Source organism: Rhodohalobacter sp. 614A (genome assembly GCF_021462415.1).
In the GTDB taxonomy this organism is placed as follows: Bacteria; Bacteroidota; Rhodothermia; order Balneolales; family Balneolaceae; genus Rhodohalobacter.
In genome coordinates, this window is sequence record NZ_JAKEDS010000003.1 from 234,851 (window position 1) to 254,826 (window position 19,976).

Here is a 19,976-nt window from a genome sequence, read left to right on the forward strand (position 1 = left end):
CTAAATCTAAAGTAGCAGGTATTGAGTATGGAGACAATCTAAACCCATGAATAATTTTCCAGGTTTAAATTACCAAGTGGCTTAACCAGTTTTAAGTCCAAAAGCTTTTTGATGTCATCGAGATCCCGACTCTTGTCGGGAGAAGTCTGACCCAAATGAGATTCAAGTTTGCTGACATGAGATTGCTCCACTTCATTCCTAATAACCGATTCTTCATTTACAACCAGTGCAGCCCCAAGCGCTGAGGCATTTGGCAATGAAGACGTATAGATTTCTTTATCCTCAAAAAAAGTGGCCAATAATGACAAGAAGAGCACATTTTGACTAAATCCACCGGTCACGATTAGTTTCCCGATTTTATTATTTCCTTCTGCAAGTTTGATCGATTCGGACTGGATATAAACCAAATCCAACACAAGCTGATTATAAGCTTCCTTCGCAGATGAAAACTGATCCAATTGCCAGTCACCTTGTTTTTCCTGTGGAAACGGGCCCGAACTGTACGCTTTTTCAAGGTCAAGTCCTTGTCCTGATTTCCTGTTTTTAATGGTCTCTTTCATTAATGCTACATCAAAAGCAGAACTATTCTCATCAACAGATTCACCAAAAAAATCTTCAATCTTTTTCTTTTGATGGGAATATTCAGCTCCCAAAAAGAACCGGGATGCTTTGACCTGGTTTCCATAAATATCCAGATAACAGAGACAGTCCCGCTCTAACTCCTCATAGGTTAAAGGCTCGTCATTAAACGGATTTAGCGTAATACTCCAAGTTCCGGTAGAAACCAGCAGGAACGAATCATTCATTCCCATCAGGTAAGGTGCAAGCGCCGCTGAACTGTCATGAATTCCCGGCCCGACTTTGATGTCCTGATCATTTACAGAAAACTCCGAAATCGCTTTTGGTGATGGCAAAAGATTGCGAACCTCTTCACGATCTACCCATTGATGGTAGTTCATTTTATCAAAATCCCACAAACCCGTATGGCAACCAATACTGGTTAATTCAGAAACTTTTCTTCCCGTAAACAAGTAACTCAGGTAATTTGGAAAATGAAGAGAAGTCTCAATGGAGGAAAATAATCCAGGCTTTCGATGTTTCAGCCAATAAAGCTGCAAACCGGAATTGAGCATTCCCATCGGCGGAGAAGCCGTTTGTAAAGAAAACGTCTCCTTTCCCCCTGCTGACTCATAAAATTCTGAAAGAAGTTCGTCCGGATAATTTTTCAGGTAGTTATACAGATCTGTGACTGGTTCTCCATTTTTATCGAGATGTACAAGACTGGCTCCATACGCAGAGAAGTTCATCGCCTGGATATCATATCTCTTGTTCGCTTCGCTGATTTGATCCTTTATCCAATCTGTCAGTTTTGCGAGATCTTCACAAGAATCGCCGTCATCGTCCGTGGATTCTTCCAGTTCGGTTTGATGTTTCTCGATTACGGCATATTTCTCATCAAACAACAAAAACTTCTTGTTGGTCTTGCCGATATCAAAAATAGCTGTTACTTGTTTGGGTGATGACATTGTTGCTTTACAAGTAATAATTACAAAAAATCAGACCCGAAAACTTTTCTAAAAGCATATTCACACTGGTCTGGGCAAACTCTGATTGAACTTCTAAAGCCCGGTCGCGATTGTCTCGGAGCCACGTTCATTGATCAAATTCTTACGGACTTCCAGTTTCCTGAACAGATCAATCGGATTGGCAGCACCACCGGTCTTTATCCGTGATTCCCGAAGCAATGGGCGTACATCCGTTTGAAAGGCATCCTGCAAACATTCCTGCGCCAAAACAGGATCATTGGATTCTCTTGCCTCCGAGAGTTTTTCTCGATCAATCAAAAGTGCCTGAGCATATGATTTTTTGATGGCTTCAACCGACTGTAATAAGTCTTCCAACGGATCTTTCACGTTATGACTCGCATCAATCATCCATGAAATGTTCTGCTCTAAATCGTCTTTTCCGCTTGTTCCTTCAACCAATTCATTGTAAATCAAAAACAGTTGATACGGTTTGATAGAGCCGGTCGTCAAATCATCGTCTCCATATTTCGAATCATTGAAATGAAAACCACCTAACTTATTTTCAGCCAATAAAATAGAAACAATTTGTTCAATATTTGTATTGGGCAGATGATGCCCAAGATCAACCAAGGTTTTAGCTTTTTCACCGAGCTTATTGGCAAGTAAAAAAGAAGTTCCCCAGTCGGGAATCACCATCGAGTAAAAATTGGGTTCGTACGGTTTATATTCAATCAGCAGTTTCCAATCGTCAGGCAATTCTGCGTAAATCTCTTCCAAAGACTGATGGGTTCTCTCCAAAGCTTTGCTGAAATTTTGCTGGCCCGGGAAAACAGAACCATCAGCCAGCCAAATGGTCAAAGCTTTGGAACCAAGAGCATCTCCATATTTGATGACTTCGATATTATGATCGATTGCCTGTTTTCTTACACTTCTGTCCGTATGTGAGAGTGATCCAAATTTGTACGAATATTCCTGGTCCTTTTGATCCTGGAAGGTGTTTGAATTTACCGCATCAAAAAGGATGTCCAAATCATCTGCCAGTTCTTTAATCGCAGCCGTATCTTCCGGGATATCCCACGGAATATGAAGTGAAATAGCGCCACTGGATTGATTCAAAGCATGAATCAACCCTACATCTTCAATCTTTTGCTCAAGGCTGCCTGGCTCTCCACCGATTGGGAAGCGCCCAAAACGGGTCCCTCCAGCTCCCAACGCCCAACTTGGAATAGCTACCTGAAATGTAGAAAGTTGATTTACAAGTGATTCAACATCAATGCCTTTGCCCGCCAAATGACCAGCCAATACTTCGTATGACTCTTTGTGGGGTTTGGCTTTTTCATCATTGTGTGCAAGTATCTGGTCTTTAGTAATTCTCATGTAAACCGGATTTCAATTTCGAGTCATTTTAGCTGAAGATGTTGGTTAAAGCTTTTGCTCTCTGATCCACAGCGGTGCAGTAGCAAACCATAAGATCATCCCGATAAGCATCCACTGTTTGTGAGATTCAAAAGAAATTTCCTGGATAAAAACCAGCACAGACGGGATTATCGTCATCCCCAGACCGATGATTGATAGTGTGATTAACAGAGCTTTCATAGTATTCAGATTTTGAATGAGATTATCTCAAAAATGCTTCTTTTAAACCTCCGTCAACCGGAATGATATGACCGGATGTGTTCTCGAATTTGGAGCTCAATAACTGGTAAATCGCTTCACTTTGCTGCTTGAGAGTAATCGGCTTTTTGGTCAGAGTTCTTCCGGCATAAAATCCGGCTAATTTATCCCGGAGTGATTCCGTGCTTTCATCATCTGTAAATTCTATTCCATATTTAGAGAGAGAAGCGATAACGCGGTCGCGCGGGAACATACTGCTGCCTTCTACAACGGTTGCCGGAGCAACTCCATTAACCCGTACATTTGGCGAAAGTGCAACAGAGAGTTCCCGGATTAAATGGTTTGCGGCTGATTTGCTGGTATCGTAGGCAAAACTACCGTCTTTCGGAACCACGGCATTCGCGCTGGTTGTAATCACCATGCTCCCCTTCAGGTTTTGAGCTTTCCAAATCTTGGAAGCTTCGTCCGCTACAATAAAGTTTCCTTTCACATTTACGGCAAAGCTTTTATCCCATGCAGAATCGCTTACGTTTCCGGCCTGATCGGGTGTGGGATAAAGTCCGGCTGTCACAGCGACATTGTCCAAACCTCCATAGGCGATAACAATCTCGTGCATAGCTTCCTGTACAGATTTCCGATCCGTTATATCACACTTCAAGCCAATGATATCGCCGGATCCGCTAATGTCGGATCCGGCCACACCAACTCCCATCCCGATATGATCAAGGATTTCATCTGCAATTTGCCCGGCGGCGTTCTCATCTAAATCCAGAGCTACAACAGTTGCTCCTTCATCGATAAGCCGCGGGACCAAATCTCTTCCAATTCCACTGCCGGCACCAATGACAGCAACAATTTGTCGTGAAAGTTCCGCTTCTGGCGGCATTCGCTGTAACTTCGCTTCCTCAAGTGCCCAATACTCAATATCATAAGCTTCTTGTTTGGGAAGAGCGGTATACGTGGCAACGGATTCTGCTCCTCTCATCACGCCAATGGCAGCTGTATAAAATTCGGCTGTTACCCTGGATTCGCTTTTATTCTTGCCCCAGGTAATCATTCCCAATCCGGGAATCAGAATTACGGTTGGATTCGGATCACGCATATTCGGTGAATTCTCATCACTGTGATTGCCGTAATAATCTGCATAATCGCTACGGTAGGTTTCCAGTCCCGATTTTATTTCGCTTTTAAGGTCTTCGAGAGAATCTTCGCCTGGATCCCAGGTTACATATAATGGTTTGATTTTTGTCCTCAAAAAGTGATCCGGACACGAAGTACCCAACTCGGCAAGCTCGGGAGCATCTTTCGAATTGATAAACTGGAGAGTTGTTTCATCATCCTGAATGGTTCCGATAAACTGGTTCTGCTGGCTGACTTGTCCGCGTAAAAACGGCAGGATTTCAAAAAAGACAGCTCTTCTTTCTGCCTTGCCTAGGGATTCGTATTTGGCTCCGCCAAATGAGTCTTCTCCTTTTTCATGATTGGCAAGATATTGCGCTGCTTTGTTGATTAAATCCAGGCTAAGTTCATAGCATTCTTTATCATCATTTGCCCAATTTATCAGGCCATGGCCGCCAAGAATGATGCCTTTAATGCCAGGATTATTTTCAATGGTTTCCTGGAGTTTTAATCCTAATTCAAAACCGGGCCGCATCCAATCCACCCAAACTACTTCATCCCCATAAATCTTTTCGGTTAACTCTGGACCATTATCAGCGGTGGCAATTGCAATAACCGGAACCGGATGTGTGTGGTCTACAAATTTGTAAGGAATAAAACTGTGAAGCGGGGTATCAATTGATGGAGCACGCGGATTGAGATTATATGTGCAATGCGGATACATTTCCGTCATGGAATCTTCAGCTGGAGTTTTCAGTCCGGTATTCTCCATGGCATCGTAAACATCCTGGAGTTTCAACAGTTTTTGTTGATAGAGTGAAGCAAAGTTGGGTTTCTTTGCTGTTCGGAGATCGCCCCCGGATCCTTTTACCCAAAGAATCTCCACTTCCTCATTTGTGAGAGGATCTTTCTCAGTCAATTTACTGGAAGTATTTCCTCCACCCGTATTATTGATGTAGGCATCACTTCCCAATAAATTGGATCGATAAACGAGGCGTGCCAACGGATCTTTTCCGCTGGCTACTTCGTCTTTCCATTTGCTTTCAACAATTCTAAAGTAATTTTCTGTAGTACTGATATTCATTTTTTCGGTGTCTGTAGTTTTTAAAATATCCGTATCCATTTTTTTCCATTTAAATTCAATTGATAATAATCGACGGAGTCTCTCGGTTCTGTCATCAACCCTATTAAAAAATTATTTTGAACTCAGTAAACAGGTTGCAAAAAATAACTCTCCATTTCCGGGTTCTTTTATAACTAACATTTTTTACACCTGGGCATTTCCTAAAATCTGAGATTTATTGAACTGCTTTTGATAATAGGTACTCAAACCAAAGTATAGAATGATCGCGATAAACCATCCCGGAAGCCCAAGGAAGAAAATTTCAATACCCATATACAAGTTTATAAAAAGGCATAAAAGCAGGGTTACAAACCATGTTAATCCGGCCGACCAGTTAAAATCAAGATTCACTAATTCAGCAAAGTTGCTCTTCAATCCTATTCTTGGGAATACAATGATATCCAGGAAAATAACCGCACCCATTGGCATAAGAACCAATCCATAAAGCGCAACAAAATCAAGTAAAAGCATCACTAATGCAGGAAAACATGCTGCGATCGAGGTTACAAATCCGGTAAAGAGGGTCACCTTCCAGCGCTTCCAGTTTGGCGTTACAGATTGAAATGCAAGTCCCGCCCGGTAAATCGTTGGGTTTGCCGTTGTCCATCCCGCTATAACCACGCAAATGGCGCCGGCCACACCTGCACTATTGTAAGCGATGATTCCGGGAGCAATGGCGCCGGCCGCTGCTGCCGTCAAAATTCCGGATGCAATCCATGCGATGAAATGCCCGCAAAACATCCCGGTAGCTGAAGAGAAGCCCATCTGCCATTTTTTTGCGAATCGCAGAATGGACATATCAGACATCCCGATGTGCATCGCCATATTGGCAAACCAGGCAAAAAACATAACATGCCAGAATGTAAACTTACTTTGTCCCTCAGCCGGAACTCCTGTCCAAATCCGTTCTTGAGCAACCGACCAGAAGTCCGAGATGGAGTTAACGCCAAGGTCAGGTAAAACGGCCAAACCGGCTGCAATAAATACTAAAATCATCCAGGGAAAAGCAATGTTGGCAAATCGGGCGACAAAATCGTACCCGAGAATGGCAACAACCGTTATCACAAGGCCCACCAGGAAAACTGTCACAACCCATCCAATGCTTGTTGGAAGCCAGTCGCCGAGTTCCGGCATCGGGATGCCAAACGGCAATCCTACTGCGGTAGCTGAGACGGCAATCATCGACCCGGCTAAAAAACAGAACATCACGGCATTTACAACGTTATATATCGAGGAGAGCTTTGGGCCGCAAATTTTCTTTAGCTGCTCATAGAGAGTTAACTTTGTTTGAACTGCAACGGGGGCACATAAAAAAGCCCAGCTTAGTACGGCTAATACATTACCGGCAATTAGTCCCCAAATCAGTTCACCGGCAGCCACTCCATGAGCAACAAAAAGCGGCCCGATAACGAACTCCGTTCCAGCCGTATGCTCACCGGCATACATCCCCAAGAAGCCTTTCCAGCCTTTGAGTTTATTATCCGGAACTGGTTCGCGTTCATACTCATCAATTGTGTCTAACCTGGCGTCTAATTTCTTAAAAAAATTGCTCATCAATCCTTATTAATAAGATTCTAATGCTTAATAAGATGTGGCTTGCCCAATACTTATTTTAACTTTACGAAACGTATTTTCTAAATATCGTTCTGTCTAATTAAAAAGAGGCTGCTACACTAATAATCTACTTTTAAATTTCAATTTTTTTATGTGATTAACCAGCCTCTTTTTTACTCACCACGGCCTACCTGATTTTAAATCAAATACTTATGGCCTGAATGATTCGGCTATAATTTCTTTATAATTCTAAAATATTTTCACCGCCAGAAAGGTTATGATTTTCACCTTCCCAGACAAATGTACCTGTTACATCTTCCGGCAAGTTAATTTCAGCCTTTAATTCTTCGCCTGACCTGGTGTAATTAACAGAAATTTTTCCTAACGGGTGTGGCATTTCTCCACTAATATCTCCAATCTCACCTAAATTGGGTTGGATTTTTACTTTTGAGAAATAAGGTCCATCACTCTCGATACCAAGGATAATCCTGAAAAATTCAATATTCGGGCTTGATCCCCAGGCATGGCTGTCAGATCGGGTTGTCTCAACCTGGGAAGTTTCTCCCCACGTTGTAAGCCCGAGTTCAATATTTTTCCGCCAAATGTCCAGCCAGTCAAGATAGTCATCCCCCAAACCCGCTTCTGCTAAAGCCAAATGCAGATAATATTTGAAATATATGGATGCCGGAGCGAGTGTAGTATCGGATAACATGGTTTCAGCGATCTCATTTGCCCTCTCCCCTTCAACCAATCCGGTCAGGATAGCTAAAGAGTTGGCATGCTGAGAGAATTTATCTTTCTGTGGTGTATCGGCATATAAATTTCTTGATCCATCCCAATATTTTTCCTGAATGGTTTTTACCATTTCATCAGCAAATGTACTGTACAGTTCAGCGAATTCTAAAGAACCTTCATTTCTTTCTAATACTTCGGCCGACTGTAACGCATATAACAATTGCAGATCTAAAAGTGCAGAACTGCCGTCTTCTGCGGCCGGAGCTGTCCCAAAGTTCCATTCAGGCACCCAATCCGTAAAATTCCAGCCGGGAACATTCTTCAGCGATCCATCCTCACGTACGTAGCTTATGAAATAGTTCAAAATCTGGCGTGTTCCCAAAAGCTTGGTCTTCACAAACTCTTGGTCTTTTCCATACATCAAATAGTCGTACAAAGCACTAACATGCCACAGCGAGTAGGTTGGAATGACCTGTCCTTGCGTATCGGGATAACGACTTAGAGTATATCCGTTGGGTTGTCTTGAATTATCCCAAAGGTTAAGGGCATATTTTGCAAGCCGGTCGTCGCCACTGTTATAGTAAGATAACATCATCTGGATTCTGGCATCCCCGATATACTGCAATCGCTCGTAATACGGACAGTCCATATACGTATCAACGGCACATAGCCGGGCTGTTCGCCAGCCAATATCCATCATGGCATCCATCTCTTCATTATCGGATTCCAGCTTGGCATTCATTTCAAACGGATAGCCGGTAAATGTGCCATAAATATCTTCAATCACCAGGGGATCATTCCCTGTTTGGACTTCAACCTGTAAATAGCGATATGTCCTCCAGCTAAGAGTTGTAAAATTCTGATTTTGAGAACCATCGGAAAGCACGGTATCCTGACGCCCTGAAATTGTTTTGCCTTCAATCACATCCCGGTTATCTTTTGCACCCTCTTCATCATAAAGTGCTTCGGCATATGTAATCACAACGGTGGCATTCTCTCCCCCGCTAAAAATGAGTGTTGGATAGGCGTTGGTAAGAATTGACTGGTCAAGAAGAATACTTGCCGTTGTATTTGCTGGAATTGTGACTTGTGCTTTTTCAGCCGGAAATGAAGATGGCACTGAAACTCCTTCGGATCTCCTGGTAGCAGCAAGTCTTTCTTTGGTCATTTCCATTTGGGGAACCAGGGATGGAATCAAATCCCAACCGCCACGGGTATTAAAACCAAAACCACTTTGCGACTGCTCAAAAACAGGATCTGCCGGCTTCCAGTTGCTGTCATCAAAGTTCAATTCTTTCCATCCTTTTACTTTCAGATTCATATCAATTTTGTCACCTGCACCGGCGGCGTAGTAACCGCGTACACTCTGGCTGATGGGAGTGTAACTTTCATCCTCAATTGACTTCCAGGACTCATTGGTATTTAAAACCTTGGTTTCTTCTGTAGCACCTTGCAGGATGAAACCTGTTCGATAAGAAAACTGTGCAACCGCCCTCAGATCACCTTCATTCCACACCTCTGCTGCAACTATATTTTCTCCGGCTTGCAGGTAAGGAGCCAGATCAATTGTATCATAATTCCAGTTGTCGATGTCTCCCCAAACAGGACCGAGAGCAACCAGTGTCTCGTTTACGTAAAGTTTGTATCGGTTATCTGCTGAAACATGAATTTCAAATTCTTCAGGAACAGCACTTAAATCCAGTGTTTTTCTGAATAAATAGAGACCGGCCTCATTTTCCGGAGCATCAGGAACTGCTACCCACTGTGCATCCCATTGGTCACCTTGATTGGAATTTCCAAACTGCGCATTCACAGTTATAGATGTTGAGACAAAAAATAAAAAAACAAAGATTAGCAGGTTTTTCATTTTACTGAGTTTTGGTTAATCAATTTATTGAGTTTAAAGTAGTTGTAGGTTTCCTTTAGATCTCCCCATTGCAAGTTCTTTGGTATGTCTGTTGTAAATCACATCGCAACCAGTATCGATCTTCATCGTGGTTTTGTCTTGCCAATTGTCTTCTTTTGATTAAATGCACAATGTTCTTGGTTCTGTTACGACCAAAAAGGTTAATACTATCAATCCCTAAAAACAGACCTCTCTCACCAGTTAAGATTTTTTCTGGTGAGAGAGGGACGTCTGTTAATTTTCAGCTCACAACAAATTATTATTCTACCTGAATGATATCTATTTGAACTGTTTTTTTGATTAATAACCCGGGTTTTGAGTCAGTTCCGGATTCAAATTGATCTCCCTGAAAGGAATCGGGTAGAGTAACTTATCCTGGGTAACGTTAAATGAAGCTCCTGTCGGGCTATTTCCGAAATAGTAATATGCATCAGGATTTTCTTTAACGCGATTACCGAATGCATTCATTACTTCAACAGCACTTCCACTTCTTACCAGGTCGTCCCATCGCTTGTTCTCAAAGGCAAGTTCAATTCTTCGTTCATTCATAATGGCTTCGCGAAGATCGGCCTGACCAGAGGCAACATAATCCTCCAACCCGGCACGCCGGCGAACCTGGTTTAAATAACCCTGGGCTTCGGCAATATCACCACCTTGCTCATTAATAGATTCAGCTAACATTAGCAGAACTTCTGCATATCTGTAAACCGGCCAGTTTTGATTTGTTTGTCCAAAAGTAGCATGGCTGTGCTGATACTTCTTGATATAAGGAATATTATCATAGACTAAAGCCTGATTTACTCCGGAAAAATATCCTACAGAAGCGTCATGCCGTTCATCTCCTTCTTCATAAGCCGCAAGAAGATCCGGAGTTGGAGTATTCCAGCCACCATCATTCATCTGTGCCGGAGTAACACCGGTTATTACAGACGGATCGTCCAATCGCGGAAGGAAGTGGTATGGAAATAAGCTATGAACATCTGCAGAAGTTCCTGCCGCATATTCAACTTGAAAAATCATTTCACTATTGCCTTCATTTCCCGGATTAAAAATATCCGCGTAGTTAGGCAGTAAGGAATAATTGGTAACATTGCGCAATGCTGCTTCGGCAGCCGCCCATTGTTCAAGCCGCATGTTTACATCCGCTAAAAGTGTGTAGGCTGCTCCGGAAGTGGCTCTGCCGGGAGCACTGCCGGTTGAAGGAAGTAAACCAGCAGCTGCTGTGGCATCACTTATAATCTGATTATAAACCTCACTCTCTGAAGATCGGGGTAGCGATGTTTCTTCGAGTGAACTGGAAGGCTCAAGATGTAACGGAACACCACCGTAATTCGTTACCAAATCGAAGTACGCAAATGCCCGAAGGAACAGTGCCTGGCCTTTCAGATTATCCTTCGCACTTTGGTCGAACTCAACGTCATCAATTCTGGAAATGACATCATTGGCGCGGGCAATAATCAGAAAATTATTGTTGTACTTATTTGCTACGGTTCCATTCATAGACTCAATCAAAAAAGTAGCAACGTTTTCTAATGTAATAGCCCCGCGCTGGGCTGAATTATAATTGAAGTGTGTGTTATCTGACCTCATTTCGCCCATCGCCCAATCACTGCCAGCACCAAAAACGGCACGGGTATCGTAGATTGTTTGCAGAGGAGCGTATGTGCCGATTACTGCCTGCTCAAAATCAGACTGCGTTTCAAAGAAGTTGCCCGGTGTTACGGATGTTTCCGGGCTAACGCTTAGGAAGTCCTCGCAGCCGCTCAACAAAAAAATGACAAGTACTATATAAATACTTTTGAATTTCATAATAATCACTCGATTAAATGTTAGAAGTTCAGATTAACTCCAAAACTGAATGTTCGGGGTATGGGATATGATGTTTGATCAATACCCAACTGAGTATCGCCTTCAGCAGCTGCGGCTGTATTTACCTCAGGATTCGGACCGGGATAGTCTGTTAATATGAATGCATTTTGAACACTTCCATATATTCGAAGCCTGTTGATGAAGCCACTGTCATTTACCGGGAATGTATACCCCAGAGTTATATTTCTAGCTGCCAGATAGCTACCGTCATATACAAACCGAGAAGACCAGTAGTCACGCTCAATGAATGTAGATCCGGCAGCTACGCTACCATATCTTCCATCGCCGGGATCTTCAGGTGATCTCCACCTGTTGTTGATGTCGCTATAGACATTGAATACCCCGTCGAGATTTGTGAGATACTGCTCTTCTGTACGGAGAATATCGTTCCCGTAAGAGGCATTTAGGGTGAGTGAAAAATCAAAGTTTTTGTACTGAACCGTATTTGTGATTCCCATTGTAAAATCCGGATGAGGATTTCCGATAATCGTAAGATCATCACCAGTAGTAATAACTCCATCACCGTTTACATCTCTGTATTTTGCGGATCCCACAATCGAAGTAGCGTGTTTAGGGGAATTGTCGTATTCCTGCTGATTGTTGTAGATACCTTCGAAAACCATCCCATAAAACATACCAATGGGTGATCCGACCCGGGTGATGTTACTGGGGTTATTTCCACCTCCGGTAAATAATGCAGCATTTTCTGTTCCCAATGCCACCACTTCATTTCTATCGAAAGAAAGATTAAAGTCTGTACTCCAGGACATATCACTATTTTCGATATTGAATGTTCTTACAGTGAACTCATGTCCCCAAAACTTCAATTCTCCAATGTTGGTTTGGATGTTATCAAACCCGGAAGCTAAAGGAACCTCTACATTATAGAGAAGATCTTCGGTTCGCTTGTTGTAGTAATCATAGGAAAACTGAATCCTGTCATTAAGCAAGTAAACATCCATCCCAATGTTATACTCTTTATTTGTTTCCCAGCCAAGATTTCTGTCGCCCAGGTTATCTACTCCCCGTCCAGCTGACAATCCATTGCCAAAAGCATAATTAGCATTTTCAGGGCTGATTGTTGAGATGTGGGTGTAATTGCCAATGTTGAAGTTACCAACAACCCCGTAACTTCCTCTCAATTTGAGGAAACTAATCAGTTCGGATTCCGGCATAAACGATTCTTCGGATACGATCCATCCGACTGAAAGTGAAGGGAAATTACCCCAGCGGTTGTCTTCACCAAATCGTGAGGAACCATCTCTTCTGATTGATGCAGAAAAAAGATACTTGTCTTTATACGAGTAATTTACTCTTGCCAGGTACGATAAAAGAGTCCATTCCTGTACATCCGACTCAATAGTTTGTTGCCCGGCGGCACTGATCGTCTGTACTTTATCATCAGGATAATTTGATGCCGTTATATCGGTGTCCTCCATTTTATATTGCTGGGCTGTAAATCCGGCTAAACCATCAAAACTATGATCCCCGATATTCCGCTGAAAAGTCAGCGTGTTTTCATTCACCCATGATTGATACTCTCTTTCCAGCAGTGTTGCGTTTGGTATGATTGGAGGCGGGCTAAACAGAGCTCCTGTTGTAGATGGATTGAAAGTAAAAAACCGGTCCGTACCAATATCCACGTTAGCAGAAGTTTTTAAACGCACTCCGTCTATTATTTCATACTCAATAATTGCATTAGAAATAATCTGTGAACTCTTATCATCATTCACCCTTTCCTTGGCGGTGCGCAAAAAGTTTGGATTACCGAATGTAGCCGGGTCTGTTGCTGTTAACGGCATGGTACCATCCGGATTTCTTGCAGGAGCCAAAGGTGTAGACAACAAAGCACCACTAAGAATAGCATTTGCCCATGGTGCGCCATTGGTGGCTGAATTCGTGTTAAATGAAACATTTGGTGCAACGTTGAACCGAAAATTCAATCCTTCAATGGGACGAAATTCAGTATTAACCCGTAAAGAATATCTTTCGTAACCGGTTTCTATTACAACACCTTCCTGGTTCAAATAACCAAGAATAGCAGTTGTACTGAAGGTTTCGCCTCCGGTACTTAAAGAAAGACTATAATCCTGCATTGGAGCGATTTGAGTCACTTCTTCATACCAGTCAGTTCCCTCACCATATTGATCCGGATTCTGGAAAACTGGATCTACAGAATTGCCATTAAACTCAGCGATATCTTTTTGGAACTGGGCGTATTCTCTGGCGTTCATCACATCCGGCCGCCCTCTTTGTGGAATTTGCTGAACTCCATAGCTGGCATTGAAACTAACCTGCGTTTCTCCGGGGCGTGCTTTTTTGGTTTCTACCAATACCACTCCATTTGCAGCTCTCGATCCATAAAGAGAAGTAGCCGATGCATCTTTTAATACGCTAATACTTTCAATCTCATTTGGATTAATATTGCTGATATTTCCGGTAATGGGCATGCCGTCTACTACATAAAGGGGTTCGCTTCCGGCAGTAATCGAAGCCGCGCCCCTAATTCGCACAGCCATTCCTTCCCCGGGAATACCGGTATTTTGATTGATACTTACCCCGGCAAGTTTTCCCTGTAATTTTTGTGTTAATTGGGCAACAGGAAAATCCTGAAAGTCCTCAGTAGAAATATTTTGGATGGACCCAGTCATCTGTCGCGTCGATTGGGTTCCGTACCCAACGACTACAAGTTCATTAAGATTCGCGATACTTTCTTCCAACACTACATCAATAGCGGTACGACCATTAATCTGTTCTCTCACGGCTTGAAAACCGATATATGAGAATACCAACACACCATCAGAAGGTGCATCAAGAGAATATTCCCCATCCAGATTTGTGGTGGTTCCAGTATCAGTGCCGTCTAAAACTATTGACACACCTGGAAGTGTTTCTCCTGTAGTTGAAGTAACAGTTCCTGAAATTTCAATTGTTTGTGCCAGCGTAGTTCCGGTAAAGAATAAAGTAAGAAGAAGAGTAACTGTCAGACGCAAATAGCTCGTTGAGTAGTTGCATACAGAATCGAAAAAAAACTGAGACCGTAGCTTTTTATCTTTTTCCATAGTATTTGTTTGTGGTTACGGGTTCAAATGGTTACAACAATGGACTTATTTTTTTGCTACTATCGACTCCATAAGCCAGGCTGCTGTAATTTTAAAACAGAAGTGTGTTATGGTAAACTTACTGTCTGTTCATTTTTAGAGAGGTTGCTTTATTTTATTTCTACTCTTTTTGATTTAATCTTTTTTTCACAAAGGCATTTCTATCATGAAAAGACCAGAGATTATAGGTAGGATTAACAGAAAAGGGCTTTTTATTTCATCGTACAAAAAGAATAACTACCGAATTTGATCTGTCAGAAGGAATTTTTGGGACAAAGATATACGTGTAGTTAGATGTGTAAACCTAAAGGAAATTAACTGTGCAGGAAGGCAAATAATGGGCCTAATCTCTCTTCATATTGGGTAAGATATTTATTCTGTCCTCTTCTTCTATTACTCTCAAAAGTCTTTCTAACTCTCCTGAACTCTCACAACCAATTTCTACCTCGTTGAATGGCATCTCTAAAATTCTATTTACCTGCTCTATCAGAATGGCATGATATGGATTTTCCTCTAACCAGTCGTTCCATTTCTCTCTCTCAGCGTTTGTAATATTATTCTCCCCTTTTACCCAAGCCACAAAAGTATCATCATTAAGTAATTCGATAAGCATAGAATTTTGAAAAGTCATGGCTTGATAGTTTTAACCTATTTCCCTGGTCTTTTTAAAAGACGGACAACTCTATTTAAATAATATAAATAAATTTCTCTGATTTTGATCAGCAAAACTTTATCTGTTTATAAAGAGTGGCAACAGATAGAAACCTACTCATCTTTTCTCCCATTAAGAGTAGATTGAACCGGTACTAAAGGTTAAATAGAATTCGAAGGCAAAAGCTTAAACGAAATTAATAAAAGCTTTTAAATTATTAAGCGCCTTAGAGATATGGTTGTAAACACTCTGAATATTTATGTTCATAATTTGAGCGATTTCCTGATTGGAAGCGCCTCCATAGAATTTTAAAAAAATAGCCTCTCTCTCACGATTGTTTAAAGATTGAATGGCTTCCTTTAATTTTTGCTTTTGCTCCACTTCTACTTCAAAGTGAATCATAAGCTCTTCCACATTATATATATTTTCAAAAGCACGATACATGAATACCTCATTGCGTTCGGACCGGTTTTCTTGTTTTGAAAGATCTTTCAACAGAAGTCGTCTCAGTGATTGTATCAAATAAGCTTTTACTGAATAGGCATCATTTAAATGTTCATGCCTGCGCCATATTATCAAAAACAGATCTTGTATACAGTCTTTGACCAAGGCCTCATTCGCAATAATTTTATATCCGTAATTAAACAGCAACGAATAATTTAAACAAAAAAGCCTGGCGAGGGCATCTTTATCCCCATGACGAACTTCAGTCCAAAGCTCTTCATATTCTAATTTCCCCGGATTACTAAGAGTCAAAGGTTTTGTAACCTGAAGATGCATATTGGCTTCCTCAATTTTTACTTTGGTTTAGAAACTATAATTAATGAACAAATGTTCATTAATGAATTAATGTTATATCTAATTTAGAAAATCTAAAGCGAATGTCAACAACTTTTCTGTAAATAGTTGTATAAATAGTTCTCTCCCATCATTTTTCCGCATCACTATTCAAAGCCATATCTATATTTTAAAATGAAGTCAGGTGACTTTTTTACCAAGAAAAGTTCGTTCACTGTGCCCCAAATGGATTCGTAATTAATAGGTGGGATTCATTCATTTTATTCAATCGGGAGAGAATCGGCCATAAATGACAATCATTTCCTTTCCAACCGCCACAGGTCTAGCGATATTTTTAAAAAGCAGAAAGGCATTTGGGGTGAACCTGGTTTAATAGAGATTTTAGTGGTTCATCACTACCCTTTTTTTTAACCAGATTCACCATCCCAAAAGAATAATTTAGTCCAGCCCTGTTATTGAACCGGATCAAATTGAATGCTCGAGAGAATAAATGTTCCGCCAGCACCGTCAGCGCGTCGGCTAATAACATATAAATCGTGCGACCCTTCATCGATTGGGGAAGATAAATTGAATGTCAGGGTATAGCCCAAAAATCCTTGTGGAGTTTGGAATCCTCCGCCTGCTTCATAGGTAGCTTCACCAATCACTTCACCCTCTGGAGAACCAAGCCGCAATTCAAAGTCAATTTCTCCGGATAAAGGTTCTTGTAGTCCGGCCACAATTGTTACGGATCCGACATCCGTCAAATCAATATTCTGCAAGCTAAAAGAACCAGTGGGATCGGGAACCATCATCAGGAAATTACCGCCGAACGTCATGGTGGAAAAACCATCAAGATTGGAAGCTCTTTCAAAACTCATCGTGTTATTTTGTAAATAAATACTCGTATTTCCGGTCAACGGCTTCGTTTCTGAACTTCCTTTATCTGTATAACTTGCCGACAGTATGAGTAATCCGTTTGGTGCCGGATCTTCTCCAAGAGTTGGATCTATTGTTCCGCTCGCCGGCAGCGTTTCATTCTCTTGTTCTCCCGCAAGCGATTGAATCCAGGAGACAATGCTTCGTGCATCGGATTCGTTCAACTCAAGATGCCCCGGCATTACGGTTTCTCCCCATACCCCCGAACCACCATTGATAATTTTATTAACTAAATACGGAGTGACTCCCGTAGAATCTTCGTATAACGCAGCCACCTCCGTGTACGAAGGCCCAATGGAGGCTTCGCTAACGCTATGGCATGCCTGGCAATCCAACGTCTCAACCAGGTTTCTGCCAACCATAGCCTGCGTCATTATTTGGTGTCCCTGAGAAGCCACGGCCATATCAGTGCCTTCAATATAATCAGCTGAGACAATCAGGCTGGAAAGATCCTCCGATGCAGACGGATCATTGGGATCTTCAATATTCACCGAATATGATACCGGCACGCCTGGAAAATAAAATGTGCTGTTACCCTCGATATTGATATTCACAATGGGAGCAGCATTTCCAGCATATACCGGAACAGAACGGCCAATACCTGTGAGTCCACCGGGATCCTGAACTTCAAGAGTGATTTCATATTCCCCAATTTCATTATATGTAATTTCCGTTTCCGGTCCACTGGTCTCGGTGGTTTCTCCATTTCCAAAATCCCAGATATAGGTTAGTTCGGTATCTTCAGGGTCACCTGCATTTGCAGTCACTTGTACTGTTAGCGGAAGAACTCCCGAGGTTTTATCAACCAGAACATCATCTACAACGGGTGGTCTGTTTCCTGCATTGAAATCAATTCTGGATAAACCTGCATCCGGGTTTTTGGAAAACCAACCACTGCCATATTCAAGCATGTAAAGGCGGCCATCTGGTCCCATTTCCAAATCAATCAGAGCGTTTAATTTTGTGTTTGGCATAAATGGTTCCATCTTGGAAAAATCGCCGTTTGGCCACATGGTAACAGCTTTCATCCATCCGCGAACCCAATCGTAAATAAAGAATTTGCCATCATAATAATCCGGCAGCCGGTGTTCCTCCGGGTACATATCGGAATAATAAACCGGTCCGGCCATGGCATTTCGACCGCCTGTTCCCACAGTCGGAAAGTCCGGCGACGCTGCATACGGATACCAAATGAATGCAGGCTGCGCAGGTGGAAGTTGCTCAATTCCGGTATTGTTTGGAGAATTATTAACAGGACTCTCAGGATCGAAAGCTTCGCCCGATTCACCTGTCGAATAATTATAGCGCACATATGGATAGTTATTTCCAACAAACATAGGCCAACCGAAGAAACCGGCTTCACGTGCCTGGTTTACTTCATCATATCCACGAGGTCCACGGGTTTGAAGACTGTCGTTATTGGCATCGGGTCCAACTTCACCCCAATAGAGAAAATTGGTTTTTTTATCCACCTGGATCCGGTATGGATTCCGGTTCCCCTGAACATAAATCTCAGGCCGTGTGCCTTCTGTGCCTGGCGCATAGAGATTTCCTTCAGGAATATCATAAGTCCCGTCATCATTCACGCGAATTCGTAAAATTTTGCCGCGAAGATCATTGGCGTTTCCTGATGACCGCATGGCATCAAACTGCTCATTGCCTTCTCGCTGATCCAAAGGAGCAAAACCACTCGTTACGTATCTTCCTTCCTGGTTAAATGGTGTTGAGTTATCTCCGGTTGAAACGTACAGAAGGCCGTCTCCATCGAACGCAATGGAACCACCTGTATGGCAGCAAATATTGCGCTGGGAATAAAACTCGAGAATGGTGGTCTCTGAGTTCATGTCCAGTTCGTCATTTTCAAACACAAATCTTGAGAGCCTGTTCACAGACGTATCGGAGGGACTGTAAAAAATGTAGACGAAGTTGTTGTCTTCAAAGTTTGGATCGGCTTTAAGACCAAGTACACCTTCTTCCGCATTCACCCCCTCAACATCGGTTTGATGATACACATCCAGCAATGCCACTTGGTTAAGAGTTGAATCTTCGTTATCAAAATGGAGAATTTCTCCGCGGCGTTGAGCAATCAGAATATCCAGATTTGGAAGGATCGTCATTTCAGTGGGTTCGAAAAATTCCCCTAACACCAGTGGGGTTTTGGTGAACCTGTTTTCGGCCGGCACCTGCAAGGTAGTCGCTTCATCATAATCAAGTATTTCATTCTCCCCGATTGCATATTGGATTCCCGCGAGAATGTGCTGCAAATACTCATCCTCATAAAAAGATTCGCTGGTGTGTCCCAGACCGGTGTAAAAAATACGTCCGCCATCAAATTCGTGATACCAGGCCATCGGATGATATCCCATATCCACCCCGCCTTGGTAACTTGCTTCATCCAATGACAGAAGTACATTTACATCTTCATTGAAATTTTTATAGCTGTACCATTCGTCCGTTCGGGTCCACTGTTCCGGCAGAAACTCTGTAGATGAATGAGTGGGATCCTCAACAGTTAAAACTCCTTCTTGCACATTTGGATGAGGATCGTTAATACCTGGGTGATCAAGAAAATATCCTCCCACCATTCGGCCGTACCAGCCCCAATTGTATTCAGTATCGGCGGCTGCATGAATTCCAACATAGCCGCCACCGGACTGAATGTAGCGCTCAAAATCGGCTTCCTGATAGTGGTTCAAAACATCTCCGGTGGTACTCAGAAATACAACCGCAGAGTACTGTTCAAGTGAACCTTCCGTGAACATATTGGCATCGGTGGTTGTATCCACTTCAAAACCATTTTCCTCGCCTAACTGTTGTATGGCTATAATTCCATCAGCAATGGATTGATGATGAAAGCCCGCAGTTTTACTGAAAACAAGGATTTTTGGATCTCCCGGTCGTTCGTTTGAGCAAGATGTTAACAAAAAAAGTGAAATGAGCAGTAAACTCAGTAAGCCAATTGAATTGAAATAGATCTTCATGCTATGATTTATTTATGATAGAATATGGAACTCATGCCATTGTGTTAAAAAGACCTATTTATATACATTTTTTATTCCAT

Annotated in this window: 11 protein-coding genes; all 11 read right to left on the minus strand. The window is 42.2% G+C overall.

Annotation, left to right across the window (positions count from 1 at the left end):
• Positions 1-38: 38 nt before the first annotated feature.
• Entirely contained in the window at positions 39-1,526 is a 1,488-nt protein-coding gene (locus tag L0B18_RS14840) for an FGGY-family carbohydrate kinase (protein ID WP_234572581.1), read from the minus strand.
• A gap of 93 nt (positions 1,527-1,619) precedes the next feature.
• The gene (locus tag L0B18_RS14845) at positions 1,620-2,903 is read right to left on the minus strand and encodes a TIM barrel protein (protein WP_234572582.1); all 1,284 of its coding nucleotides are present in this window, start codon (positions 2,901-2,903) and stop codon (positions 1,620-1,622) included.
• Positions 2,904-2,948: 45 nt separating this feature from the next.
• On the minus strand, positions 2,949-3,122 hold the full coding sequence (locus L0B18_RS14850; RefSeq protein ID WP_234572583.1) for a hypothetical protein: 174 nt from the start codon (positions 3,120-3,122) through the stop codon (positions 2,949-2,951).
• Between the two features lie 22 nt (positions 3,123-3,144).
• Complete coding sequence (locus tag L0B18_RS14855; protein WP_370647600.1) at positions 3,145-5,343, minus strand: bifunctional rhamnulose-1-phosphate aldolase/short-chain dehydrogenase; 2,199 nt, start codon at positions 5,341-5,343, stop codon at positions 3,145-3,147.
• A 183-nt stretch (positions 5,344-5,526) separates the two neighbouring features.
• On the minus strand, positions 5,527-6,936 hold the full coding sequence (locus L0B18_RS14860; protein WP_234572585.1) for a purine-cytosine permease family protein: 1,410 nt from the start codon (positions 6,934-6,936) through the stop codon (positions 5,527-5,529).
• A 241-nt stretch (positions 6,937-7,177) separates the two neighbouring features.
• Positions 7,178-9,538: an alpha-L-rhamnosidase-related protein gene (locus tag L0B18_RS14865; RefSeq protein WP_234572586.1), complete on the minus strand. Its 2,361-nt coding sequence runs from the start codon at positions 9,536-9,538 to the stop codon at positions 7,178-7,180.
• Positions 9,539-9,877: 339 nt separating this feature from the next.
• Positions 9,878-11,386, minus strand: a complete 1,509-nt coding sequence (locus L0B18_RS14870) for a RagB/SusD family nutrient uptake outer membrane protein (RefSeq protein WP_234572587.1) — start codon at positions 11,384-11,386, stop codon at positions 9,878-9,880.
• 20 nt (positions 11,387-11,406) lie between these two features.
• A complete protein-coding gene (locus L0B18_RS14875; protein WP_234572588.1) occupies positions 11,407-14,508 on the minus strand; it encodes a SusC/RagA family TonB-linked outer membrane protein in 3,102 nt (1,033 codons plus the stop codon).
• A 382-nt stretch (positions 14,509-14,890) separates the two neighbouring features.
• Positions 14,891-15,178 carry a hypothetical protein gene (locus L0B18_RS14880; protein ID WP_234572589.1) on the minus strand — a complete coding sequence of 96 codons (288 nt, stop codon included), beginning with the start codon at positions 15,176-15,178 and terminating at the stop codon, positions 14,891-14,893.
• A 207-nt stretch (positions 15,179-15,385) separates the two neighbouring features.
• Positions 15,386-15,979: an RNA polymerase sigma factor gene (locus L0B18_RS14885; RefSeq protein WP_234572590.1), complete on the minus strand. Its 594-nt coding sequence runs from the start codon at positions 15,977-15,979 to the stop codon at positions 15,386-15,388.
• Positions 15,980-16,449: 470 nt separating this feature from the next.
• A complete protein-coding gene (locus L0B18_RS14890) occupies positions 16,450-19,896 on the minus strand; it encodes a ThuA domain-containing protein (RefSeq protein ID WP_234572591.1) in 3,447 nt (1,148 codons plus the stop codon).
• Positions 19,897-19,976: the final 80 nt, after the last annotated feature.